The sequence below is a fragment of the Xanthomonas sp. CFBP 8445 genome (genome assembly GCF_025666235.1).
Taxonomy (GTDB): Bacteria; Pseudomonadota; Gammaproteobacteria; order Xanthomonadales; family Xanthomonadaceae; genus Xanthomonas_A; species Xanthomonas_A indica.
The window spans coordinates 676,292-698,390 of record NZ_CP102594.1; the positions used below are offsets into that span (position 1 = coordinate 676,292).

Below are 22,099 nucleotides of genomic sequence, written 5' to 3' on the forward strand. Positions count from 1 at the left end.
CGGGAGCCGCGCATGAGCGGCCGTCTGCAAGGCAAGCGCTGCCTGATCACCGCCGCCGGCGCCGGCATCGGCCGCGAGAGCGCACTGGCCTGCGCGCGCGAAGGCGCGCAGGTGCTGGCCACCGACATCGACGCCGCCGCGCTGCAGGCTTTGGCCGCCGAGGCCGATGGCATCGCCACGCAGACCCTGGACGTCACCGACGCCGCCGCGATCCAGGCGCTGGTGGCGGCGCAGCCGACCTTCGACGTGCTGTTCAACTGCGCCGGCTACGTGCACCAGGGCAGCATCCTCGACTGCGATGCATCGGCCTGGAAGCGCTCGTTCGCGATCAATGTCGATGCGATGTACTACCTGTGCCAGGCGGTGCTGCCGGGCATGCTCGCGCAGGGCCGCGGCAGCATCGTCAACATGTCCTCGGTGGCGTCCAGCATCAAGGGCGTGCCCAACCGCTTCGCCTATGGCGTGACCAAGGCGGCGGTGATCGGCCTGAGCAAGGCCATCGCCGCCGACTACGTGGCCAAGGGCATCCGCTGCAACGCGATCTGCCCGGGCACGATCAAGACGCCGTCGCTGGGCGAGCGGGTCAAGGCGCTGGGCGGCGACGAGCAGGCAGTGTGGAAGAGCTTCACCGACCGCCAGCCGATGGGCCGCCTGGGCGACCCGCGCGAGATCGCGCAGCTGGTGGTGTACCTGGCCTCGGACGAATCCTCGTTCACCACCGGCCAGACCCACATCATCGACGGCGGCTGGTCGAACTGACCGCGCCTTCCCACTACGACAGAGGATTTCCCATGAAACTGCTGCGTTACGGCGAACCCGGCCACGAACGCCCGGCCCTGCTCGATGCCGACGGCCACCTGCGCGATCTCTCGGCGGTGATCGACGACGTTGCGGGCGAGCATCTCACCGCCGCCGGCCTGGCCAGGCTGCGCGCGCTCGACCCGGCCACGCTGCCGCAGGTGGACGGCGAGGTGCGCTACGGCGCCGCCGTGGGCCGCGTCGGCAAGTTCATCTGCGTCGGGCTGAACTATGCCGACCACGCCGCCGAGTCGGGCATGGCGGTGCCGGAGATGCCGGTGCTGTTCATGAAGGCCACCAGTGCGATCAGCGGCCCCAACGACACGGTGACGATCCCGCGCGGTTCGCTCAAGACCGACTGGGAAGTGGAGCTGGGCGTGGTGATCGGCGATACCGCGCGCGATGTGTCGGTGGACGAGGCGCTGGCGCACGTCGCCGGCTATGCGGTGATCAACGACCTGTCCGAGCGCGCGTTCCAGCTCGAGCACGGCGGGCAGTGGGTGAAAGGCAAGAGCTGCGACGGCTTCGGCCCGATCGGCCCGTGGCTGGTCACCGCCGACGAGGTGCCCGATCCGCAGAACCTGTCGATGTGGCTGGAGGTCAACGGCCACCGTTACCAGAACGGCAGCACCCGCACGATGGTGTTCGGCGTGGCCGAGCTGGTCAGCCACATCAGCCGCTACATGACCCTGCTGCCGGGCGACGTGATCAGCACCGGCACGCCGCCGGGCGTGGGCCTGGGGCAGAAGCCGCAGGTGTACCTGAAGCCGGGCGACGTGATGCGGCTGGGCATCGAAGGCCTGGGCGAGCAGCGCCAGGCCGTGGTCGCGCATCCGCGCGACGCGGCTTAAAGCCCCTCTCCCTTCGGCGACCGAAGGGAGTCCCCTTTTGGGAGAGAGAGGGGTTGGGGTGAGGGTCGGGGGCGAAGCCACCTCGCAATGTATGCAGATGTGGATTTTCGCTCGCGCGTGCGCGACACCGCGACGTGCTCTGACTTCGTTCTTGTTTTGCAGGGTCGGTGCCCGCCATGCACCACCGCACCCTCACCCCAACCCCTCTCCCGAGGGGAGAGGGGCTGTATCACCGGTTTTTTTGACTTTCCTACCGCTTCACCCACCAGGATCCCCATGAGCAAAATCGTCGCGCTCGAGACCTTCGACGTTCGTTTCCCCACCTCGCGCGAACTGGACGGTTCCGATGCGATGAATCCGGATCCGGATTATTCGGCCGCCTATCTGCGCCTGCGCACCGACGCCGACGATGGCCTCGCCGGCTACGGCCTGGCGTTCACCATCGGCCGCGGCAACGACGTGCAGAGCGCGGCGGTGGCGGCGTTGGCGCACCACGTGGTCGGCCGCGACGTGGAGACGGTGATCGGCGACCTGGGCGGTTTCGCGCGCAGCCTCACCGACGACTCGCAGCTGCGCTGGCTGGGCCCGGAGAAGGGCGTGATGCACATGGCCATCGGGGCCGTGGTCAACGCCGCCTGGGACATGGCCGCGCGGCGCGCCGGCAAGCCGCTATGGCGCTTCATCGCCGAGCTGTCGCCGGAACAGTTGGTGGCTACGATCGACTTCCGCTACCTCAGCGACGCGCTGACCCCGGACGAGGCGCTGGCCATGTTGCGCGAGGCCGAACCGCTGCGCGCCGAACGCATCCAGACGCTGCTGGAACAGGGGTATCCGGCCTACACCACCTCGCCGGGCTGGCTCGGCTATTCCGACGAGAAGCTGGTGCGCCTGGCCAAGGAGGCGGTGGCCGACGGCTTCCGCACGATCAAGCTCAAGGTCGGCGCCAACGTGGAGGACGACATCCGCCGCTGCCGCCTGGCGCGCGCGGCGATCGGTCCGGACATCGCCATGGCGGTGGACGCCAACCAGCGTTGGGACGTGGGCCCGGCGATCGCCTGGATGCGCCAGCTGGCCGAATTCGACATCGCCTGGATCGAGGAGCCGACCAGCCCCGACGACGTACTCGGCCACGCCGCGATCCGCCGCGGCATCGCCCCGGTGCCGGTGTCCACCGGCGAGCACACCCAGAACCGGGTGGTGTTCAAGCAGTTGCTGCAGGCCGGCGCGGTGGACCTGATCCAGATCGATGCCGCGCGCGTGGGCGGCGTCAACGAGAACCTGGCGATCCTGTTGCTGGCGGCCAAGTTCGGCGTGCGCGTGTTCCCGCATGCCGGCGGCGTGGGCCTGTGCGAACTGGTGCAACACCTGGCCATGGCCGATTTCGTCGCCATCACCGGCAAGATGGAAGACCGCGCGATCGAGTTCGTCGATCACCTGCACCAGCACTTCGTCGATCCGGTGCGGATCGTGCACGGCCGCTATCTGGCGCCGATGGCGCCGGGCTTCTCGGCCGAGATGCATGCCGCCTCGGTCACCCAGTTCCTGTACCCGGATGGCCCGTTCTGGAGTGCGGACCTGGCGGCCCAGGGCGCCTGACGCCAACCGAATTGGTGCGTTTCCGCAGAAGGAAACGCACCGGTTGCGATGGTTGCCAGTGCATCTGTCGCGGCTGAAGCCGCTCCTACGACGGCGGCGGCAGCGGTGCTGGATCGCTCGCTGTGGGAGCGACTTCAGTCGCGACGCATGAACCTGTGAATGCACCGGCGTCGGCGCAGTCGGGACTGAAGTCCCTCCCACAAAAGCCACCCAGCATCCGCCGCGCCTGCCGCACTCTCTGGAACTGTAGGAGCGGCTTCAGCCGCGACGAGCGAAGCGGCAAACCAACCGATCTCGCGCGCGCTAGGCACCGGCTTTCCAACACACGCAAACCCGCTCGCAAACGCCTCAGCCCGCCCCCTTGCGCTCCTGCTCCGCCAGCGCCGCCTGCAACGAAAAGATCTGCAGCGCCTCGCGCCATTTCTCGCCGGGTGCCGAACCGGGCAGCGGCTTCTGGAAGCGCCACATCAGCTCCTCCCATGCCTGCACCCGCGGGTCCGCGGCGTCGGCGGCGGCCTTGGCCGCGGGCGAATACGCCTCGTCCACCTCCATCAGCATCACCAGGCGATCGCCGCAGCGGTGGATGTCCAGCTCGCGGATGCCGGCCGCGCGCAGCGAGGCGACGATCTCCGGCCACACCGTGTCTGGACGATGCCAGCGTTCGTATTCGGCGATCAGCGCCGGGTCGTCGTGCAGGTCCAGCAGATAGCAATGGCGCGGCATGGCTCAGGCTCCGCGGGCAGAGGGGAGGGGCGTCGCGCTGCGGCGCGAAGCGTGCAGCGCGAACCCGAGGATCACCGCGAAGCCGAGCGCCGGCACCGCGATCGCCCAGTGGATGCCGGCATGGTCGGAGATCGCGCCCATCACCGCAGTCAGCGCGGCGCCGCCGATGATCGCCATCACGATCAGCGAGGCGCCCAGCTTGCGCGCATCGTCGTCCAGTCCGTCCAGGCCCAGGGCGAAGATGGTCGGGAACATCACCGACATGAACAGGCTGCTGGCGACCAGCGCGTACAGGCCGATCCAGCCCGGCAGCGCCACCGCCACCGCGCACAGCAGCAGGTTGAGCAGGGCGAACACGCCCAGCAGCCGCGCCGGCGCCAGGAAACGCAGCAGCGCCGTGCCGATGAAGCGGCCGGCCATGAACAGCACCAGCGAGACGGTGAGGAAATCGGCGGCGGTCTTCTCCGGGGTGCCGGGCACGCCGTCCTGCAGGTAGCGGATCAGGTAGCTCCAGATGCCGACCTGCGCGCCGACGTAGAAGAACTGCGCGATCACCGCGAACACGAAGCGACGGTTGCGCCGCAACTGGCCGAAGCCGCCGGCGCCGGCGCTGTCGCCACCGGCGCGGGTGGTCGGGAAGCGGGTCAGCCCGATCAGCAGCGCCCACAGCAGCACTACCGCGCCGATGATCAGGTATGGGGTCTGCACCGCCAGCGATTCGGTGGCGAAGAAGGCCTCGCGCGCGGCCGGCGCCATCGCCGCCAGTTCCTGTGGGGTATGTTCCACGCCGGACAGGATGAAGTGCTGGCCGACCAGGATGCCGGTGATCGAGCCCAGCGGATTGAACGCCTGCGCCAGGTTCAGCCGCCGCGCCGCGCCCTCGGCCGGGCCGAGCACGGTGACCAGCGGATTGGCGGTGGTTTCCAGGAACGCCAGGCCGCTGGCGATGACGAACAGCGCCAGCAGGAACAGCCAGTAGGTGTGCACCTGCGCGGCGGGGTAGAACAGGAACGCGCCGACCGCGTACAGCAGCAGGCCCAGCACCACCGCGGCCTTGTAGCTGTAGCGGCGCATGAACATCGCCGCCGGGATCGCGCACACGAAGTAGCCCAGGTAGAACGCGCTCTGCACCAGCCCGGCCTGCAGGTCGGTCAGTTCGAAGGCCTTCTTGAACTGCTTGATCAGGATGTCGTTGAGGTTGTTCGCCATGCCCCAGAGAAAGAACAGGCTGACGATCAGGACCAGCGGCGCGAGCGCGGTCCGGGTGAGACTGGCGGGCGCCGGGGTGGCGCGTTCGCTGCTGTAGTGCATTGCCGCCTACCCCTCCCAAGGTGTGCCGCGTCGCGTTCGGATTGTCGGCGGAGCGTACTGCGCCGGCGAGTGCCATGCAAATATAAAATTTGAGTTCATATTTGCATGGAGTCGCCGGCGCCGATTCACGCAGCGCAACGCGCGAGCGGTGCGGCCCGGTGCGGCGTCCCTGTACCCTAGCCCTCTTCGCCTGCTGCCGGGTCCTCGACGGAATGACCACCCCTTTGCCCAAGTACCGCGCGCCCGCCCTGGACAAGGGGCTGGACATCCTGGAGCTGCTGGCGCGCGACGGGCGGCCGATGACCATGGGCGAGATTTCGCAGGGCATCGGCCGCTCGCGCGGCGAGATCTTCCGCATGCTGCAGGTGCTGGAAGAGCGCGGCTACCTGACCCGGGCCGCGGGCGAGGGGGGCTACACGCTGACCAACCGCCTGTTCATGCTCGGCATGCAACAGCCGCGCGTGCAGAACGTCACCGAAGTGGCGCTGCCGGTGATGCGCGCGCTGGCCGACGCGATCCGTCAGCCCTGCCACCTGGTGGCGCCGTCGGACGACCAGATCGTGGTCATCGCTCAGATGGACGTGCCCAGCGACCTGGGGCTGGTGGTGCGTCCCGGCCACCGCCGCCCATTCGCGCACTCCACCTCGGGCCTGGTGCTGTTCGCGTTCCAGCCGGCCGATGCGCAGGCGCAGTTGCTGCAGCGCCTGGACGCCAGCGAGGTGGCGTACGACCGCGCCGCGTTCCTGGCCGCGGCGCAGGAGGTGCGCGCGCTGGGCTACAGCATCCATCCCAGCGAGGCGGTGGTCGGGGTGATCGACCTCACCGCACCGATCCTGCAGCACGGCATCGCCCGCTACACCCTCACCGTGCCCTTCATCGAACGCCGCCCGCAACCGATCGACGCACAGGCGGCGATGCGCGCGGTGTGCGATGCCGCGGCGCAGATCAGTGCGGCGCTGGCGTAGGCGCCGTGGCTGACATTTGCCGGTGTGCCGTGGCGGATGCCTCCCTGCAGGAAGTGCGGTCGCGTCCTGTGTCGCATGCGCACTACGGCCAGCGAGACCAGCGCATGCCTGGTCGCTGCGCATCGCGCGTGGTGGTCGGGTGACTGAGGGCAAGTGATGGCGAACGCGGTCTTCTATCTGTTCGCCGCGATCGTGGCGCTGCTGGCGGTAGGCCTCCATCGATACAACAAGCGCCGCATGGACGCCCTGCTGATGGCCTCGTTTCGCCACCTGTCCTTCACCAGCGACGGCATCGCCCTGCGCGGCGTGGATCTGCAGGTGCTGAAGAAGGCGCAACAGCTCATCCGCACGACGCAGCAGGTGGCGCTCTTGCCGGATAGCCCAGCCGTGAATCAAGGCGATGCGTTCTGGTACTGCCGCGGCCCCGGCGCACGCTGGTTCCTGGCGATTCCCACCGTGGTGTCGCGCGGCGGCGAATTGGAGGTGAACTGGGTGGTACGCCCACTCACCGAGCAGCGCATGCGCGCCGCGCTGCAGTTCGACCGCGAGGCCTGCCAGCGTGCGTTCGGTGAGCGGGACGCATCCTGAGGGTCGTGACAAACCGCCCGGCGGGTCGAATTACCAATGCGATGCCGAGGCTGCGTCATGCGTGCGTCGACGCTTCGTTGCCTGATTCCGTTCCTGCAAGCGAGCGACATCGCGACCGCGTGCCGCATGCAGTGAAGGCGGCGTTGTCGCGCCATGAGGCGGCGTTCTGCGCATGGCGACGCTGCACACGCGTTGCGCCGCGATGCGTGCAGCACACCGCTGGAATGCGCACCCATGGGGCACGTGACTCGCTCCCCAGCTTGATCACGCATTCGCTGCACCTGCGCGCAAAGCGTTGACCATCGCGCCACAGCTGCGCAGCCTGCAGGGAACACGGTGACACGGGCACACGGCATGGCACGGCGGTTTCCCTGGAGTTGGTTGGCGCTGTTGGTGGCCTGTGCATTGGTGCTGGTGCTGGCCTGGCAGAACCGTAGCCTGCGCGAGGAACGGCGTTGGTTCGTCACCCGCACCACCGAGCCGTATCTGGGCATGTACGTGCCGCGTATCGCCGCCACCAGCCTGGACGGCGCGTCGCTGACGCTCGGTGAGCCGACGGCCGAGCGCCAGGTGCTGTTCTTCTTCACCACCACCTGCCCGTACTGCAAGCGCTCGGCGCCGCACGTGGTGCAGGCGGCGCAGCGCCTGGCCGCGCAGCAGCCCGGCGTGCAAGTGCTGGGCGTGTGCCACTGCAGTCCCGCGCAGGCGCAGCGCTACGCCGCCGAGCATGGCTTTACGTTTCCGGTGACCACGCTGACCGATCGCCGCGCGCTGATGCTGTTTCGCGCGCGCAACGTGCCGACGCTGCTGGCGCTGGACCGCGAGGGACGCGTGCGCTACGCGCGCGTCGGCGTCTTCGAGACCACGGAGCGGATGCAGGACCTGATGGCCGCAGTGCGCAGCACGGATGCGCCGCCGGCCTTGGCAACCATCGAGGAGTAAGCCATGAAACAGCGTTGGACAGCGTTACGCAACGGGATGCTCGCGGCCGTGTTCCTGGCCAGCATGGGCTTTGGCGCGGTGCAGGCGACTGCCGGCGACGGCATCGAGAAGGAGGCGGCCTGCAGCGCCTGGGCCTGCCAGCAGGAATGCGCGCCGTTCGGCGGCGAGCTGGGGCCGGGCGGCCCCGGACAGCCGCTGATCTGCTACTGCTGCGGCTGAGCCGCGCCCGGGGCCGGTCGCGCCAGGCCGGCTCCGGGGATGTAGCGCAATGGGTGCAATGACGGCCGGCGGCACAGCACGCGCCTAGGCGCGGCGCTTTGGCGTTGCAGCTACCGCGCATGCGTTCACGGTAGCCTGCATCCAACCCTGTCCGCCGCCAACGATTCACGCAGGTTTGCGCGGTGGCTGGGCATGGTGGGACGCAGACCAACCAGGAGCGTTCCATGACCTCATCCTTTCATCCCGCCCGCCTGTCCCTGCTGGCCGCGCTGACCGCCGTCGCGTTGAGCGGCTGCGGCAAGCCCGGCGACCAGGCCTCGCGCACCGCGCCGGCCACCTCGCCGGAGCCCACCGCCGCGCCGGTCGGCGGCGAAAGCGGGCGTGCGCCGATCGGTGGCGACGCTTCGGCCAAGGCGATGCTGCAGGTGCTGGAGGGCAACGTGGTGGCGCTGTCGAAGCAGGCGCTGTCGCGCGATGTCAGCAAGACCGTGGCCGACTTCGCCCGCGAGACCATTGCCGTGCATCACGATGCCGACCCGGCCACCGCCGGCAAGGGTGGCCCTGGCGATGCGGAGAAGATCGCCGCGCAGGTGGCCAAGGGCCGCGCGCAGTTGCAGGCGCTGGGCGACGAGAAGGACAACTCCGCCTACATGAACGCCTACGCGGCGGCGGTGGTGCGGCAGTATTCCGATGCGCTGTCGGTGATCGATGCCGAACTGGTGCCGGCCGCCAAGGAGGACGCCACCCGCCAGGAACTGCAGCAGGCGCGCAAGCGCATCGCCGAGCAACTGGAGCGCGCGCAGGCGCTGGCGTCGGCGCGCTACTGAGCACGCCGCCCCTCTCCTGTTGGGGCGACAGGGTGCGGCCTGCGCGCCACTGGCGCGCGCACCCTGGAGCGCCCGCGCCGCAAGCGCGGGCCAGGGCGCGGAGCGGGGGTCTGGGTGAGGGGACGGCGCGAAGCGACGCGCAGCGTTTGGGGCGCACGAGGCTTCGCCAGTCGCCTCATCCGCCCCTGCGGGGCACCTTCCCAAAAAACGAGGACCATGCTCCCGAGGGGAGAAGAAACAGCCACTGGGGCGTGTGCCCTAAATCCCGCGCATGCCGCGCCGCGATCGCGTGTGCTTTTGGCAAGGAGGCGGGGGAAGTGGACGTCCGTCCACGCCCGAGCGATGACGCGGCCATGGGGGCGCGCAGTCGCGCGGCCCTTCGGTTGGTCCTGGCAGCCGCGCAGCCGGCGCCTGTCAAAACCAATGAGGCATCCGGGAATCGGCGACACGCCCTGAGAGCCGCTACAGAACGGCGACGCAGCCGCCGCAGGCGGTGCGCGGCATGCCCATGACCCCCTCCCGCACTCGCGGCTCCTCCGCGCCCCTGGCGACCGCTCGCGACGTCTGGGGCGGCGCTAAGCCGGCAAGGCCGGCAACGACACGACCATGCACGCCGTGCACGCTGAATCGTGGGTGCCCCGGATCCGGATGCAACAGATCGACAGCATGCCTGTTGCAACGCAGCGTGCATTGGTCACAGCTTCATAATTATATCGTAATTACAGTATCGGTCCGGCCTCGCCACCATGTTGGGCCACCTCCATTCGCCGACGGAAAGCCTTATGCCTCAGGACTGGAACACGCTCGCCGACAATCGCCGGCAACGTCTGCAGCGCGCCGATGGGTTGGCGCGCGGGCGCCTGGTGGAGGCCCAGGACGCCGTGGCGCTGCTGGAGGCGGTGATCGAGCCGGGCGATCGCGTGTGCGTGGAAGGCAACAACCAGAAACAGGCCGATTTCCTCTCGCAGTGCCTGACCGAGGTCGATCCGGCGCGGGTGCACGGGCTGCATCTGCTGCAATCGGTGCTGGCGTTGCCGACGCACCTGGACGTGTTCGAGCGCGGCATCGCGCAGCGCCTGGACTTCTCGTTTTCCGGGCCGCAGGCGCTGCGCCTGGCGCGGCTGGTCGCCGACAAGCGCATCGAGATCGGCGCGATCCACACCTACCTTGAACTGTTCGGCCGCTACTTCGTCGATCTGACCCCGCGCGTGGCGCTGGTCGCGGCGCAAGCCGCCGATCGCCAAGGCAATCTCTACACCGGGCCGAACACCGAGGACACGCCGGTGATCGCCGAGGCCACCGCGTTCAAGGGCGGCATCGTCATCGCCCAGGTCAACGAGATCGTGGACACGCTGCCGCGCGTGGACATTCCCGCCGACTGGATCGGCTACGTGGTGCAGGCGCCGCGTCCGCACTACATCGAACCGCTGTTCACCCGCGACCCGGCGCAGATCTCCGAGATCCAGGTGTTGATGGCGATGATGGCGATCAAGGGTATCTACGCCGAATACGGCGTGGACCGGCTCAACCACGGCATCGGTTTCGACACCGCGGCGATCGAACTGCTGCTGCCGACCTATGCCGAGTCGCTCGGCCTGCGCGGCAAGATCTGCCGGCACTGGGCGCTGAATCCGCATCCGGCGCTGATCCCGGCGATCGAATCGGGCTTCGTCAAATCGGTGCATTCGTTCGGCTCGGAACTCGGCATGGAGCGCTACATCGCCGCACGCGCCGACGTGTTCTTCGCCGGCCCCGACGGCTCGATGCGTTCCAATCGCGCGTTCTCGCAGACCGCCGGCCTGTACGCCTGCGACATGTTCATTGGGTCCACGCTGCAGATCGACCTGCAGGGCAACAGTTCCACCGCCACCCGCGACCGCATCGCCGGCTTCGGCGGCGCGCCGAACATGGGATCGGATGCGCGCGGCCGCCGTCACGGCAGCGAGGCCTGGCTCAAAGCCGGGCGCGAGGCCGCGCGCCCGGGCGAGATGCCGCGCGGGCGCAAGCTGGTGGTGCAGATGGTGGAGACCTTCCGCGAGCACATGGCGCCGGCCTTCGTCGATCGGCTCGACGCCTGGGAACTGGCCGAGCGCGCCAACATGCCGCTGCCGCCGGTGATGATCTACGGCGACGACGTCAGCCACGTGCTGACCGAAGAGGGCATCGCCAACCTGCTGCTGTGCCGTACGCCGGAGGAGCGCGAACAGGCGATCCGCGGCGTGGCCGGCTACACCGCGGTGGGTCTGGGCCGCGACCGGCGCATGGTCGAGAACCTGCGCGACCGCGGCGTGATCCGCCGCCCCGAGGATCTCGGCATCCGCCTGCGCGACGCCACCCGCGACCTGCTGGCCGCGCGCAGCGTCAAGGATCTGGTGCGCTGGTCCGGCGGCCTGTACGCGCCGCCGCAACGTTTCCGCAACTGGTAAGGGACGTCGATGGAAACCCTTCGCTATCGCTACGACGGGCGCCTGGCGCCGAATGGCCGGCGCGACCACGTGCTGGTCGGAGTGGTGTCTTCCGGCAACCTGGAAGTGCTGATCGAACCGCAGGACCTCGGCGGCGCGATGCAGATCGAGATCGTCACCGCCGCCGATGGCTTCGGCACGATCTGGCAGGCGGTGCTCGACGATTTCGCCGCGCGCCATCCGCTGCGTGACGTGCGCATCTCGATCAACGACGTCGGCGCCACTCCGGCGGTGGTCGGCTTGCGCCTGGACCAGGCGGTGGAAGCGTTGCAGGAGGATGCGTGATGCGTCGAGTCCGCATGTCCGCAATCGCTGAGCTCTCTGTAGGAGGGGCTTCAGCCCCGACTGGGTCTGGAGCGTGCGAGATTTCGGCTGCGTTCGTCGCGGCTGAGGCCGCTCCTACAAGGGACCCCGTTCCCGCGAGGAACGCTGTGGGAAGGGCTTCAGCCCCGACACGATCTTCCGACAGCACCTGGATGGCGCCGACTGCGATCCGGATACCCGCTGCAGTGAACGATGGTCCCGCATTGCCGATTCGGCGAGTTCGGCGAGTACGTCCCCAACACCGGAGTTGCGCATGAGTGCGATCCCCAACAATCGCCGCCCGCGCAGCTTCTACGAAGCCGACGCGCGCGAGCGTATCGCCGGCTTGCTCGATCCCGGCTCGTTCCGCGAGTTCGTCGGCCCGCGCCAGCGGGCGATGAGTCCGCACCTGGCGCAACTGGACCAGCCCGGCGCGTTCGACGACGGCATCGTCGTCGGCGAGGGCCGGCTCGACGGGCGCACGGTGCTGATCGCCGCGCAGCAAGGCCAGTTCATGGGTGGCGCGGTCGGGGAAGTGCACGGCGCCAAGCTCACCGGCTTGCTGCAGCGCGCCGCGGCGACCAGGCCGGCGGCGGTGCTGCTGCTGCCCGACAGCGGCGGTGTGCGCCTGCACGAGGCCAATGCCGGGTTGATCGCGATCTCCGAAATCATGCGCGCCACCTTGGACGCGCGCGCCGCCGGCGTGCCGGTGCTGGCGCTGATCGGCAGTGGCAATGGCTGCTTCGGTGGCATGGGCATCGTCAGCCGCTGCTGCACGCGCGTGGTCATGTCCGAGGAAGGGCGGCTTGGTCTTTCGGGTCCGGAAGTGATCGAGACGGTGCGCGGCGTGGAGGAATTCGACTCGCGCGATCGCGCCCTGGTGTGGCGGGTGACCGGCGGCAAGCACCGCTATCTGCTCGGCGAGGCGCAGGCCTTGGTCGCCGATGCCATCGAGGACTTCCGCGCCGCGGCGATCGCCGCGCTGGCGGCGCCGCCGGCGGCCGCGGACGACGACGGCCTGGCGCGCATCGCCGCCGAGCACGCCGCGCTGCGCACGCGCCTGGACGCCTATGGCGACTGCCGCGACGGCGTGGACATCTGGCGCCGTCAGGGTATCGCCGATCCCGAAGCGCTGCCGCTGCTGGACACCGCCGCCTTTCTTGCCGCCGTTGCCGACCGGAGCCCGTGATGGAGCTGATGCCTTTGCTGGAAGCGTTGTTCCCGCTCGGCCACCGGGTCGAGGTGCACGACGGCGTGATCGGCGGCAGCGCCAGCACCGCGCTGGGCGAGGTCAGCGTGATCGGCAGCGCCGACAAGCTGGAAGTGGGCGTGGAGCACGCGCTGGCGCTGGCCGCCGCGGTGTTGGACAGCACCCGGTCGCACCCGCAGCGGCCGATCGTGATGCTGGTCGATACCGCCGGCCAGCGGCCGTCGCGCAAGGACGAACTGCTCGGCATCAACGGCTATTTCGGCCATCTGGCGCAATGCCTGGACCTGGCGCGGCGGCGCGGCGCGCGGCTGCTGACGCTGGTCTACGGCGAATCGGTCAGCGGCGGCTTCCTCGCCTTCGGGCTGATGGCCGATGCGATCTATGCGTTGCCCGAGGCGCAGGTGAGGGTGATGGACCTGCGCGCGATGGCGCGGGTCACCAAACAGCCACTGGAGAAGCTGCAGGCGCTGAGCAAGAGCTCGCCGGTCTTCGCGCCGGGCGTGGAGAACTACGCGGCGATGGGCGCGGTGGATGCGCTGTGGCAGGGCGATCTGGCGCAAGCGCTGGTCGCCGCGCTGCAGGCGCCGCTGCACGGCGACACGCGTGCGCAGCGCGGCGCCGAGCGCAACGGCCGCCTGCTGGCCGCACGGATTGCCGCGGAGGTCGCCGCCGGCCATGCATGAGCCGCTCGCCCGGCACGACCTGGTCTGGCTGGCGGCCGACGCGCCGTGGCAGGCGCGTACGCCGGGTGCGCAGGCGCGCTTGCGCGACTGGTTCGCGGCCGGCCATCCGGCGATCGTCGCCCGCGGCGATCGCAGCGATGATGCGCAGCTGTTGCGTCTCGGCGTGTCGCTGCCGCCGGCCGAAGGCAAGCAGCGCCTGTCGCTGTCGGCCGAGCGCGATGCGGTAGTGCGGCAGCGCGCACCGCTCACGCTGGACGAGGTCTGCGCGCAGGTGCGGGCCGTGCCGCCGTGGCAAGGGCCGCTGCGCGCACTGCAGGCGCTGGCCGCCACGCATGGCCTTGCGCCGCGCGTGTTCGGCGCCTTCGCCTGGCAGGCGCTGACCGGCTTGCCGTACGTGCAGGCCGGCTCGGACATCGATCTGCTGTGGCCGGTGCCGTCGCCAGCGCGGGCGACGGCGCTGCTCGCCGATCTGGCGCGCTGGGAACAGCGCCACGGCCGCCGCGTCGATGGCGAAGTGCTGCTGCCCGACGGCGCCGCGGTGAGCTGGCGCGAACTGGCCGGCGACAGCGCGCAACTGCTGGTCAAGGCGCTGCGCGACTGTCGGCTGCAGCCGCGCGCCGAACTGCTGCAGGCATGGGGGGCGTGATGGAACTGCGGGCGCTGCGCGGTGTGGAAGACCGCAGCTTCGTGCGGGCACCTGCAGCGGTGGACGGCGCGGCGCCGGTAGCGGTCGCGGCTGAAGCCGCTCCTACAGTGCAGGTAGCCGACTGTCCGCAAGTCCCCGTAGGAGCGGCTTCAGCCGCGACGATCGCAGCCGCGATCTTTCCGATACCGGCAGCCGTCGGGACTGAAGTCCCTCCCGCGGTGCAAATAGCCGGCCATGCACATGTCCCTGTAGGAGCGGCTTCAGCGGCGACGAACGCTGCCGTGGTCTCCGCGGCAGCGGACGCGACCGGTGCCGAAGAAGCCCCTTCTGCAGGCTATCCGCAGGTGACTTCAACGGCGACGCATGCCGCGGCGAAGACCGCGGCGAATTTCCACGATCCGGCCGCCATGCCGCACCGCCTCGGCCGTCTCGCCGTCGCCAGCCTGCATGCCGAGCTGGCCTGCGCGCCGAAGCCTGGCCTGGTCACGCCGTTCGATCGCGGCAGCCACGACGACATGGACGCCTCCACGTTCCTGCGCAGCCTGTTCGCGTTGCGCGGCTACTTCGTCGCGATCGCCGCCGCAGGCGCGACCGCCGCGGCGTTCCCCGCGCTGCGCCAACTCGGCATCGGCGCCGAGCGTGCCATGCTGCGCGCCACCGGCGGCATCAACACGCACCGCGGCGCGATCTTCAGCCTGGGCCTGCTGGTCGCTGCAGCGGCGCGGCTGCGCAGCCGGACGCAGGCGGCGCCGGATGGCGTGGCGGTCTGCCATGCCGTCGGCGTCTACTGGCGCGATGCGCTGCTGGACGCCCCGCTGGACCCGCACAGCCACGGCCAGCGCATGCGTCGCCTGCACGGCGTGGCCGGCGTGCGCGAACAGGCGGCGGCCGGTTTCCCGCTGCTGCGCGAGGTGGCATTGCCGAGCTTGCAGGCGGCGCTGCGTGCGGGCCTGGCGCAGGAGGCGGCGCTGGCGCAGACCCTGTTGCAACTGATCGCGCAGACCGACGATCTGAATCTGTTGCACCGCGGCGGCCGCGACGGGCTGCGCTTCGCGCAGCGCAGTGCGCGGACGTTTCTCGAGGCCGGCGGCGCTGCGCAGCCGGATTGGCGCCAGCAGCTGTCGCGCATCGGCGACGCCTTCGTCGCGCGCCGGCTCAGCCCGGGCGGCAGCGCCGACCTGCTGGCCTGCGCCTGCTTCCTGCAGCGCCAGGAGGGCCTATGAGCCTGGCGCTGCTGTGCCCGGGACAGGGCGCGCAACATCCGGCGATGTTCGACCACAGCGCCGGCGTGCCGGCGGCCGAGTCGGTGCTGGCGGCGGCGGCGCAGGTGCTCGCCGCCGACCCGCGCGCGCTGGCCGGCGACGACGCGCGCTACGACAACGCAATCGCGCAGCCGCTGGTCTGCGCCGCGGTGCTGGCCAATGCGGCGGCGTTGCTGCCGCAACTGTCGGCGACGGCGTTGCTGCTCGGCTACAGCATCGGCGAGTTGGCCGCGCACGCGTTGGCCGGCGGCCTGGAGGCTAACGCGTGCCTGGCGCTGGCGGTGCAGCGCGCGCAGCGCATGGATGCGGCCAGCCGCAATGGCGACGGTCTGATCGCGGTGCAGGGCCTGCTGCGCGAACAGGCCGAGGCCCTGTGCGCGCAGACCGGCCTGCACCTGGCCATCGTCAATGGCGAGGACCATCTGATTCTCGGCGGCCATGCCGATGCCTTGGCGCACGGCGAGCGGCAGGCGCGTGCGCAGCGCGCGCGGGTCGCGCGCCTGCCGGTGTCGGTGGCCGCGCACACGCCGCTGCTGGCGAGCGCGGCGCAGGCGTTCGCCGCCGATTTGCGCGCCGCGCCGCTGGCGGCGCCGCGCGCCGCGGTGCTGGCCGGCATCGACGGACACCGTATCGGCGATCGCGACGACGCCATCGGCGCCTTGTCGGCGCAGCTGGCGACGACGCTGGATTGGGCCGGCACGCTGCGCCAGGCCGCCGAACGCGGCGTACGCGTGTTCCTGGAACTGGGGCCGGGCGGTGCGCTGGCGCGCATCGCGCGCGAGGTGCTGCCGGAGTGCCAGGCGCGCTCGGTGGAGGAGTTCGGCAGCCTGGCCGCAGCGGCGGCGTGGGTGCGGCAGGCGGAGCAGCGGATGCAGTGATGTCAGCCGCGGCGGCGACCGGGGACGGCGATGGCCGCCGCCGCGCCGCAACGGCGGCTGGCAATGGGCGATCGACCCAGGATGGCGGGTGGCCATTCGCGGCAGGGGCAGTGATACGGATCCAGCCAGCTCGGGAGGGCGCATGAGTCCACAAATCGCAACGATCATCGGCTTGATCGTGATGTTCATCGTGGCCACGGCGTTGCCGGTCAACATGGGCGCGGTCGCGTTCGCGTTGGCCTTCATCATCGGTGGCGTCTGGGTCGGCATGGACGGGAAGGAGGTCTTGGCCGGGTTTCCCGGCGACCTGTTCCTGACCCTGGTCGGCATCACCTATCTGTTCGCGATCGCGCGCAACAACGGCACCATCGATCTGTTGGTGCATTGGGCGGTGCGCGCGGTCCGCGGCAAGATCGTGGCGATCCCATGGGTGATGTTCGTGGTCACCGCGGTGTTGACCGCGTTCGGTGCGCTGGGTCCGGCGGCGGTGGCGATCATCGGCCCGGTCGCGCTGCGCTTCGCCAAGCAGTACAGGATCAATCCGTTGCTGATGGGCCTGCTGGTGATCCATGGCGCGCAGGCCGGCGGATTCTCGCCGATCAGCGTGTACGGCGGCATCACCAACAAGGTGGTGGAGAAGGCAGGGCTGGACGTGACCGAGATGGCGGTGTTCCTGACCAGCCTCGGCTTCAACCTGCTGATGGCGGTGATCTGCTTCTTCGCCTTTGGCGGCCTGGCCTTGCTGCGGCGCGCACAGACGCCGTCGCTGGCCAATGCCGAGTACGTGGCGGTGGGCGATCAGTCCTCGCATCGCCGGTTCGCCATCGAAGGCCATGGCGCGTTGCTGTCGGCCGGCGGCGGCACCTTGTCCACCGACCCGGCGGCGCTGGAGTCGGTGCGCCTGAACCGCGATCGCGTGTTGACCTTGTTCGGCCTGCTCGGCCTGGGCATCGCCTCGCTGATCTACAACCTCAACGTCGGCCTGGTCTCGATGACCGTGGCGGTGGTGCTGGCGCTGTTGTCGCCGAAGGCGCAGAAGGGCGCGGTGGACGGCATCAGCTGGTCCACGGTGCTGTTGATCAGCGGCGTGGTCACCTACGTGGCGGTGCTGCAGGAGAGCGGGGCGGTGGACTTCATCGGCAACAGCGTATCCGACATCGGCATCCCGCTGCTCGGCGCGCTGCTGGTGTGCTACGTCGGCGGCATCGTCTCCGCGTTCGCCTCGTCGGCGGCGGTGTTGGGCGCGACCATCCCGCTGGCAGTGCCGTTTCTGCTGCAGGGCCACCTCGGCGCGGCCGGGGTGATCTGCGCCCTGGCGATCTCGTCCACGGTGGTGGACGTGAGTCCGTTCTCGACCAACGGCGCGCTGGTGGTGGCCTCGGCCGCCCCGGACGAACGCGATGCGCTGTACAAGCGCTTCCTGATCTACAGCGGCCTGGTGGTGCTCTTCGGCCCGTTGCTGGCTTGGCTGCTGCTGGTGGTGCCGGGGTGGCTGTGAGGCTGGGATTGGGGATTCGGGATTGGGGATTGGTTAGAGCGGATCGCGGTTCCTGATCCAACCTGCGTTGCAAGAAAAGCGCCGGCCGTTGGGTCGGCGCTTTTTTGCAGGGTTTCGACCGCCGCAGCGTTTCATCGGCGCAGCAGACGCCGCTGTTACGAATCCCCAATCTCCAATCCCGAATCCCGGCTCCCAGGCAACGGCGCCGGCACGTTCAACTTGCCGCCGGCGGCCACGTACATCGCCAGGGCGTTGCCCTGGCTTTGCAGATGCCGGTTCATGGTGCGCTCGGCGCCTTCGGCATCGCCGCGGCGGAAGCAGTCCATCAGTTCGCGGTGTTCGGACAGCGATTGCTGCATGCGTCCGGGCGCCAGCAGCTGGCGTCCTCGGTGCATCTTGAGGATGCGGTGCAGGTCGTGGGTGACGCGGATCAGCCACGGATTGCCGGCCAGTTCCTGCACCGATTCGTGGATCAGGTAGTTCTGCCGGTAGTACTCGGCCAGATCGCCTTCGTCGGCGGCCTGCTCCATGCGTGCGTGCAACGTCTCCAGCCGCGCCAGGCCGGTGGCGTCGACCTTGCGCACCGCCTCGTAGGCGCAGCGGCCTTCCAGCAGCGCCATCACCGGGAACAGCTCGTTGAGGTCTTCCAGGGTCAGCCGGGTCACGCGTGCGCCGCGGCCGGGTTCGATCTGCACCAGGCCTTCGGCCGCGAGCAGCTTCAGGCTCTCGCGCAGCGGGGTGCGGCTGATCCCCAGTTCGGCGACCAGCGCCGGCTCATCGATCCATTCGCCCGGCGGCAGCACGTAGTCGTAGATCTTCTGCCGCAGCCGCTCGGCCACGTCTTCGTACAGCGCCACGCGCTTGCGCGGCGCGCGGCTGTCGGGTGCGAGGGTCATCGGCGAGGTCGAAGCGCTCTGGAGCCGGTGGGCGATGCGGCCATTCTAGCGGCCGACGGTCACCGCCGCGCAGGCACTAGCCTCGGCCCGCTATGGAACGCGTGGCCCCTCTCCCGCCGGGAGAGGGGTTGGGGTGAGGGTACGGCGCGAAGCGACGCGCAGCGTTTGCGGCGCACGAGGCTGCGTCACTACCCTCATCCGTCCCTGCGGGGCACCTTCCCCGACGATGAGGGCCGTGCTCTCGAGGGGAGAAGAAACAGCCGCTGGGGTGGCCATCAATCCCCGAGCATGCCGCGCCGCGATTGCGTGCGCCTGTGGCCAGGAGGCGTGAGGACGTGGACGTCCGTCGACGCCCGAGCGATGACGCGGCCATGGGCGCGCGCGCCTGCCAGAGCCAACGCGGCATTCTCGGCAATCGGTGACACGCCCTAGCCGTTGGCGGCGACCGCGTGCGGCGCCGGCCGCTCCTCGCGCCCATCCGGATGTCGCGCGAAGCGGGCCGGGTCGCTGCCGTGCACCGGCGCCTCGTCCTGCCATGGCCAGCCGCCGAACTGGGTGCGGCGATAGTCGGCCATGGCCTGGGCGATCTCGGCCTGGGTGTTCATCACGAACGGACCGTGTTGGGCCACCGGTTCGGCGATCGGTCGGCCTTGCAGCACCAGGAACTCGCTCGCCTCTCCGTCGCCACTGACCAACTCGACCGCTTGATCGGCGCGCAACTCGATCGCCGCGTGGCGGGTGACCGGGCGCCCGCCCACCGTCACCGCTGCGCCCTTGAAGAAGTACAGGCTGCGGCGCGTGCCGCGGCCTTGCGCGGCGGGCAGGGTCCAGCGTGCGCCGGGTGCCATGCGGATCGTCCAGATGGCCACATCGGCATCGTCCTGCGCGGCCCACGAATCCGGTGGCGGCGCGAGCGGGCCACCGGCGCTGCCGGGCGCGGCGTCGACCGGGCCGATGCGGCCGGCCACGCAGGCCACCTCGGTGGTGCGGCCGGCGTCGTCGGTGGCCGTGAAGCGCGGCAGGTCTTCCGACCAGAACATGGTGAAGTGCGGCGCGGCCAGCTTGTTGCGCGCCGGCAGGTTGAGCCAGATCTGGAACAGTTCCAGCGGGTTGGGCGCCGCCGTGTCCAGCAGCGGGAACATCTCCGAATGGACGATGCCCGCGCCCGCCGTCACCCATTGCACGTCGCCGGCGCCGAAGCGCGCCGCCGCACCGAGCGAGTCGGCATGGTCGATCAGGCCCTTGCGCACGATGGTCACGGTCTCGAAGCCGCGGTGCGGATGGCCGGGAAAGCCGGGAATCTCCTCGCCGTGATACATGCTCCAGCCGTCCTTGCGGCTGAAGTCCTGGCCGATGGCGCGGCCGTGCAGGGACGCCGCCGGCCCCATCGCGCCGTTGCCGGCGGGGTAGGCATCGTCGTGGTGGACGCAGAACAGGAACGGGTCGATCGTGTCCCAAGGGAAGCCGAGCGGCTTGATCTGGACGATGGGGTCGGTCATGGAGAGATCCTTCGTGCGAACGCCGCCCGAGGTTGGACGCGGCAACCTTCACGATATGGGGCGATGCCGATGGAACGGAAGGCCGGCCCGAAGGACATCCTGTCCCGCTCGGGAAACGCTGGGCTGCCCCGCCGCCGCGTCCATGGCGATGGCGCAGGCGCGGTGGCCGGCCGCGTTGCATGCGCCGATCGAGCGACCCGGCAGGTAGCGGCGTGCGCTGAATGCTCGCCGCGGGCGCAACCGCGCAGCTGCGCCCGCAGGACCCGTGCGTCATTGGACTGTCATCTGCCGCGGCCAGCATCGCAGGCTTTTCCGATCCTGCGAGCGCCTGGTGCGTCCCGAACCCTTGCCGGCCCTGTCGCGGCTGTTCCTGCAATGGCGGCCGTCGCTGAGCCGCTATTTCCGCAAGCGCCGCGCCGCGGCCTGGGATACCGACGACCTGCTGCAGGAAGTGTGGCTTCGGCTGCAGCGCAGCGAGGCGCATGCGCCGGAGATCGCCAATCCCGAAGCCTACCTGTTCACCATCGCCGCCAACCTGATGCGCGAGCACGCGCTGCTGCACCAGCGCAGCAGCCAGCGCGATACCTGCCTGGACGACGTGCTGGACCGGCTGGCAGTGCCCTGCGAGGCCGATGCGCAGGTGCACCGCGCGCAGCGCCGGCAGCGCCTGGCCGAACTGATGGCGCGGCTGCCGCCGAAGTGCCGTGCGGCGATGGTGCTGCGCTACCGCGACGAGCTGGGCTACCAGGAGATCGCCGAGCAACTGCAGATCTCCAGCCACATGGTCAAGAAATACATCATCAAGGGCCTGGCGGTGTGCCGGCAGGGCATGGCGCGCTATGCGTGAGGAGTCACGACGCAGCGCCGAAGCCGCCGCGGACTGGTACCTGGCGCAGCGCGAGACCACGCTGCCGCCGGCGCGGCAGGCCGCGTTCCTGGGCTGGCTGCGGCACTCGCCAGCGCACGTGGCCGCCTATCTCGACATCGCGCGCATGCACGGCGACCTGCCGGCCGCGGCCCAGGCGCAACAGGCCAGCAGTGCGCAACTGCGCGCGCATGCCTTGCGCAGCGGGGCGGTGGTGGTGCCGTTGCGCCCGGACGTGGACACACCGGCGGTGGCGTTCAACCCGCGCCGTGTCGTACCACGACGCAGGCGCTGGCCGCTGGCGGCGGCGGCCGTGCTGGCGCTGGCCGCCATCGGCCTGGCGCTGCGCCTGAGCGTTCCGACGCCGGTGCCGGCAACGGTCTACGAAGCGCCGGCGGACGCGCCGCGCAGCATCGCGCTGGACGACGGCAGCATGGTGCAGCTGCAGCGCGGCGGTGCGATCGCGGTGCGCTACGGCGCGCAGCGCCGCGATATCGCCCTGCTGCGCGGCAAGGCGGTGTTCGATCTCGGCCACGATCCGGCACGGCCGCTGCGGGTCAGCGTCGGCACCCTGGTGCTGCGCGACGTCGGTACCGTGTTCGGGGTCGACCCGCAGGCCGGCGGGGCGCGGGTCACCGTGCTGCAGGGGCGGGTGCAGGTGTCGCGCGACACGCCGGCATGGTGGCGCCGCGGCGACCTGCCGTCGGACGGGACGACGCTGGCGGACCTGGGCGGCGGCCAGCAGGCGCGGGTGGATGCGCAGGGCCGCGTGCTGGCGCTGCGCGACCATGCCGACATCGCCGACGCCACTGCCTGGCTGCCGGCGCAGGTCGGTGTGCAGGACCGCAGCCTCGGCGAGGTGGCACGGCTGTTCAACGCCTACACCACGCGGCCGCTGCGCATCGCCGACCCGGCGCTGGCGGCGCAGCGGGTCAGCGGCGTGTTCCACCTGCGCGATCCGGAGGCCTTCGTCGCCTATGTCGGCAGCCTGCCCGGCGTGCAGGTGCAGCGCGATGCGCAGGCGGTGACCCTCCGCCGCGCACCGGCGCCGCTGTAAGAAAAAATTCACGCAAT

At 70.2% G+C, this 22,099-nt stretch carries 22 protein-coding genes; 18 read left to right on the forward strand and 4 right to left on the reverse strand.

Annotated features, from left to right (window positions below):
* Positions 1-12: 12 nt before the first annotated feature.
* The 3 genes from NUG21_RS03020 (at position 13) to NUG21_RS03030 (ending at position 3,245) form a co-directional block, all read left to right on the forward strand.
* On the forward strand, positions 13-759 hold the full coding sequence (locus NUG21_RS03020; protein WP_160945644.1) for an SDR family oxidoreductase: 747 nt from the start codon (positions 13-15) through the stop codon (positions 757-759).
* 32 nt (positions 760-791) lie between these two features.
* Entirely contained in the window at positions 792-1,649 is an 858-nt protein-coding gene (locus NUG21_RS03025) for a fumarylacetoacetate hydrolase family protein (RefSeq protein ID WP_019798227.1), read from the forward strand.
* 276 nt (positions 1,650-1,925) lie between these two features.
* Positions 1,926-3,245 carry an L-fuconate dehydratase gene (locus NUG21_RS03030; protein ID WP_263392242.1) on the forward strand — a complete coding sequence of 440 codons (1,320 nt, stop codon included), beginning with the start codon at positions 1,926-1,928 and terminating at the stop codon, positions 3,243-3,245.
* Positions 3,246-3,593: 348 nt separating this feature from the next.
* Here the strand turns inward: NUG21_RS03030 and NUG21_RS03035 are convergent, their stop codons facing one another.
* Both NUG21_RS03035 and fucP read right to left on the reverse strand, forming a co-directional pair.
* Positions 3,594-3,968, reverse strand: coding sequence for an L-rhamnose mutarotase (locus NUG21_RS03035; protein ID WP_019796753.1), 375 nt, complete (start codon positions 3,966-3,968; stop codon positions 3,594-3,596).
* Between the two features lie 3 nt (positions 3,969-3,971).
* Complete coding sequence (fucP, locus tag NUG21_RS03040; RefSeq protein WP_263392243.1) at positions 3,972-5,279, reverse strand: L-fucose:H+ symporter permease; 1,308 nt, start codon at positions 5,277-5,279, stop codon at positions 3,972-3,974.
* 212 nt (positions 5,280-5,491) lie between these two features.
* On the opposite strand from fucP, the gene NUG21_RS03045 reads away from it, so the two are divergent.
* From NUG21_RS03045 to NUG21_RS03105, 13 genes are all read left to right on the forward strand, one after another.
* A complete protein-coding gene (locus NUG21_RS03045) occupies positions 5,492-6,244 on the forward strand; it encodes an IclR family transcriptional regulator (RefSeq protein WP_019796754.1) in 753 nt (250 codons plus the stop codon).
* Positions 6,245-6,481: 237 nt separating this feature from the next.
* Positions 6,482-6,832, forward strand: coding sequence for a hypothetical protein (locus tag NUG21_RS03050; protein ID WP_263392244.1), 351 nt, complete (start codon positions 6,482-6,484; stop codon positions 6,830-6,832).
* A 381-nt stretch (positions 6,833-7,213) separates the two neighbouring features.
* The gene (locus NUG21_RS03055; protein WP_263393023.1) at positions 7,214-7,774 is read left to right on the forward strand and encodes a peroxiredoxin family protein; all 561 of its coding nucleotides are present in this window, start codon (positions 7,214-7,216) and stop codon (positions 7,772-7,774) included.
* A 3-nt stretch (positions 7,775-7,777) separates the two neighbouring features.
* Positions 7,778-7,993, forward strand: a complete 216-nt coding sequence (locus NUG21_RS03060) for a hypothetical protein (protein WP_184502632.1) — start codon at positions 7,778-7,780, stop codon at positions 7,991-7,993.
* Between the two features lie 224 nt (positions 7,994-8,217).
* Complete coding sequence (locus NUG21_RS03065) at positions 8,218-8,820, forward strand: hypothetical protein (protein WP_263392245.1); 603 nt, start codon at positions 8,218-8,220, stop codon at positions 8,818-8,820.
* A 782-nt stretch (positions 8,821-9,602) separates the two neighbouring features.
* Entirely contained in the window at positions 9,603-11,246 is a 1,644-nt protein-coding gene (mdcA, locus tag NUG21_RS03070) for a malonate decarboxylase subunit alpha (RefSeq protein WP_160945637.1), read from the forward strand.
* A gap of 9 nt (positions 11,247-11,255) precedes the next feature.
* A complete protein-coding gene (mdcC, locus tag NUG21_RS03075; RefSeq protein ID WP_019797011.1) occupies positions 11,256-11,570 on the forward strand; it encodes a malonate decarboxylase acyl carrier protein in 315 nt (104 codons plus the stop codon).
* A gap of 292 nt (positions 11,571-11,862) precedes the next feature.
* Positions 11,863-12,777, forward strand: coding sequence for a biotin-independent malonate decarboxylase subunit beta (locus tag NUG21_RS03080; RefSeq protein ID WP_160945635.1), 915 nt, complete (start codon positions 11,863-11,865; stop codon positions 12,775-12,777).
* Complete coding sequence (gene mdcE, locus NUG21_RS03085; protein ID WP_242084862.1) at positions 12,777-13,481, forward strand: biotin-independent malonate decarboxylase subunit gamma; 705 nt, start codon at positions 12,777-12,779, stop codon at positions 13,479-13,481. The genes NUG21_RS03080 and mdcE overlap by 1 nt, the downstream gene beginning before the upstream one ends.
* Positions 13,474-14,127, forward strand: a complete 654-nt coding sequence (gene mdcG / locus NUG21_RS03090; RefSeq protein WP_263392246.1) for a malonate decarboxylase holo-[acyl-carrier-protein] synthase — start codon at positions 13,474-13,476, stop codon at positions 14,125-14,127. The genes mdcE and mdcG overlap by 8 nt, the downstream gene beginning before the upstream one ends.
* 407 nt (positions 14,128-14,534) lie before the next feature.
* A complete protein-coding gene (gene mdcB / locus NUG21_RS03095; protein ID WP_263393024.1) occupies positions 14,535-15,350 on the forward strand; it encodes a triphosphoribosyl-dephospho-CoA synthase MdcB in 816 nt (271 codons plus the stop codon).
* Positions 15,347-16,267, forward strand: a complete 921-nt coding sequence (locus NUG21_RS03100; protein ID WP_263392247.1) for an acyltransferase domain-containing protein — start codon at positions 15,347-15,349, stop codon at positions 16,265-16,267. The genes mdcB and NUG21_RS03100 overlap by 4 nt, the downstream gene beginning before the upstream one ends.
* Positions 16,268-16,409: 142 nt before the next feature.
* On the forward strand, positions 16,410-17,765 hold the full coding sequence (locus tag NUG21_RS03105) for an SLC13 family permease (RefSeq protein ID WP_160945630.1): 1,356 nt from the start codon (positions 16,410-16,412) through the stop codon (positions 17,763-17,765).
* 155 nt (positions 17,766-17,920) lie between these two features.
* On the opposite strand, the gene NUG21_RS03110 is transcribed toward NUG21_RS03105, so the two are convergent.
* The gene (locus NUG21_RS03110) at positions 17,921-18,661 is read right to left on the reverse strand and encodes a GntR family transcriptional regulator (protein ID WP_263392248.1); all 741 of its coding nucleotides are present in this window, start codon (positions 18,659-18,661) and stop codon (positions 17,921-17,923) included.
* A gap of 428 nt (positions 18,662-19,089) precedes the next feature.
* The gene (locus NUG21_RS03115) at positions 19,090-20,160 is read right to left on the reverse strand and encodes a pirin family protein (protein WP_263392249.1); all 1,071 of its coding nucleotides are present in this window, start codon (positions 20,158-20,160) and stop codon (positions 19,090-19,092) included.
* Between the two features lie 331 nt (positions 20,161-20,491).
* On the opposite strand from NUG21_RS03115, the gene NUG21_RS03120 reads away from it, so the two are divergent.
* Positions 20,492-21,007 carry an RNA polymerase sigma factor gene (locus tag NUG21_RS03120; protein WP_242084880.1) on the forward strand — a complete coding sequence of 172 codons (516 nt, stop codon included), beginning with the start codon at positions 20,492-20,494 and terminating at the stop codon, positions 21,005-21,007.
* Positions 21,000-22,082 (forward strand): FecR family protein, encoded by a 1,083-nt coding sequence (locus NUG21_RS03125; RefSeq protein WP_263392250.1) that lies wholly within the window; start codon positions 21,000-21,002, stop codon positions 22,080-22,082. The genes NUG21_RS03120 and NUG21_RS03125 overlap by 8 nt, the downstream gene beginning before the upstream one ends.
* Positions 22,083-22,099 lie beyond the last annotated feature (17 nt).

Bases quoted from the DNA above. Each gene is read 5' to 3' on its own strand.
- NUG21_RS03050 (WP_263392244.1), top strand. From the start codon at position 6,482: ATGGACGCCCTGCTGATGGCCTCGTTTCGCCACCTGTCCTTCACCAGC.
- NUG21_RS03030 (WP_263392242.1), top strand. From the start codon at position 1,926: ATGAGCAAAATCGTCGCGCTCGAGACCTTCGACGTTCGTTTCCCCACC.
- NUG21_RS03110 (WP_263392248.1), bottom strand. From the start codon at position 18,661: ATGACCCTCGCACCCGACAGCCGCGCGCCGCGCAAGCGCGTGGCGCTG.
- mdcB (WP_263393024.1), top strand. From the start codon at position 14,535: ATGCCGCACCGCCTCGGCCGTCTCGCCGTCGCCAGCCTGCATGCCGAG.
- fucP (WP_263392243.1), bottom strand. From the start codon at position 5,279: ATGCACTACAGCAGCGAACGCGCCACCCCGGCGCCCGCCAGTCTCACC.
- NUG21_RS03035 (WP_019796753.1), bottom strand. From the start codon at position 3,968: ATGCCGCGCCATTGCTATCTGCTGGACCTGCACGACGACCCGGCGCTG.
- NUG21_RS03115 (WP_263392249.1), bottom strand. From the start codon at position 20,160: ATGACCGACCCCATCGTCCAGATCAAGCCGCTCGGCTTCCCTTGGGAC.
- NUG21_RS03125 (WP_263392250.1), top strand. From the start codon at position 21,000: ATGCGTGAGGAGTCACGACGCAGCGCCGAAGCCGCCGCGGACTGGTAC.
- NUG21_RS03025 (WP_019798227.1), top strand. From the start codon at position 792: ATGAAACTGCTGCGTTACGGCGAACCCGGCCACGAACGCCCGGCCCTG.
- NUG21_RS03060 (WP_184502632.1), top strand. From the start codon at position 7,778: ATGAAACAGCGTTGGACAGCGTTACGCAACGGGATGCTCGCGGCCGTG.
- mdcG (WP_263392246.1), top strand. From the start codon at position 13,474: ATGCATGAGCCGCTCGCCCGGCACGACCTGGTCTGGCTGGCGGCCGAC.
- NUG21_RS03080 (WP_160945635.1), top strand. From the start codon at position 11,863: ATGAGTGCGATCCCCAACAATCGCCGCCCGCGCAGCTTCTACGAAGCC.
- mdcE (WP_242084862.1), top strand. From the start codon at position 12,777: ATGGAGCTGATGCCTTTGCTGGAAGCGTTGTTCCCGCTCGGCCACCGG.
- NUG21_RS03100 (WP_263392247.1), top strand. From the start codon at position 15,347: ATGAGCCTGGCGCTGCTGTGCCCGGGACAGGGCGCGCAACATCCGGCG.
- NUG21_RS03020 (WP_160945644.1), top strand. From the start codon at position 13: ATGAGCGGCCGTCTGCAAGGCAAGCGCTGCCTGATCACCGCCGCCGGC.
- mdcC (WP_019797011.1), top strand. From the start codon at position 11,256: ATGGAAACCCTTCGCTATCGCTACGACGGGCGCCTGGCGCCGAATGGC.
- NUG21_RS03045 (WP_019796754.1), top strand. From the start codon at position 5,492: ATGACCACCCCTTTGCCCAAGTACCGCGCGCCCGCCCTGGACAAGGGG.
- mdcA (WP_160945637.1), top strand. From the start codon at position 9,603: ATGCCTCAGGACTGGAACACGCTCGCCGACAATCGCCGGCAACGTCTG.
- NUG21_RS03065 (WP_263392245.1), top strand. From the start codon at position 8,218: ATGACCTCATCCTTTCATCCCGCCCGCCTGTCCCTGCTGGCCGCGCTG.
- NUG21_RS03105 (WP_160945630.1), top strand. From the start codon at position 16,410: ATGAGTCCACAAATCGCAACGATCATCGGCTTGATCGTGATGTTCATC.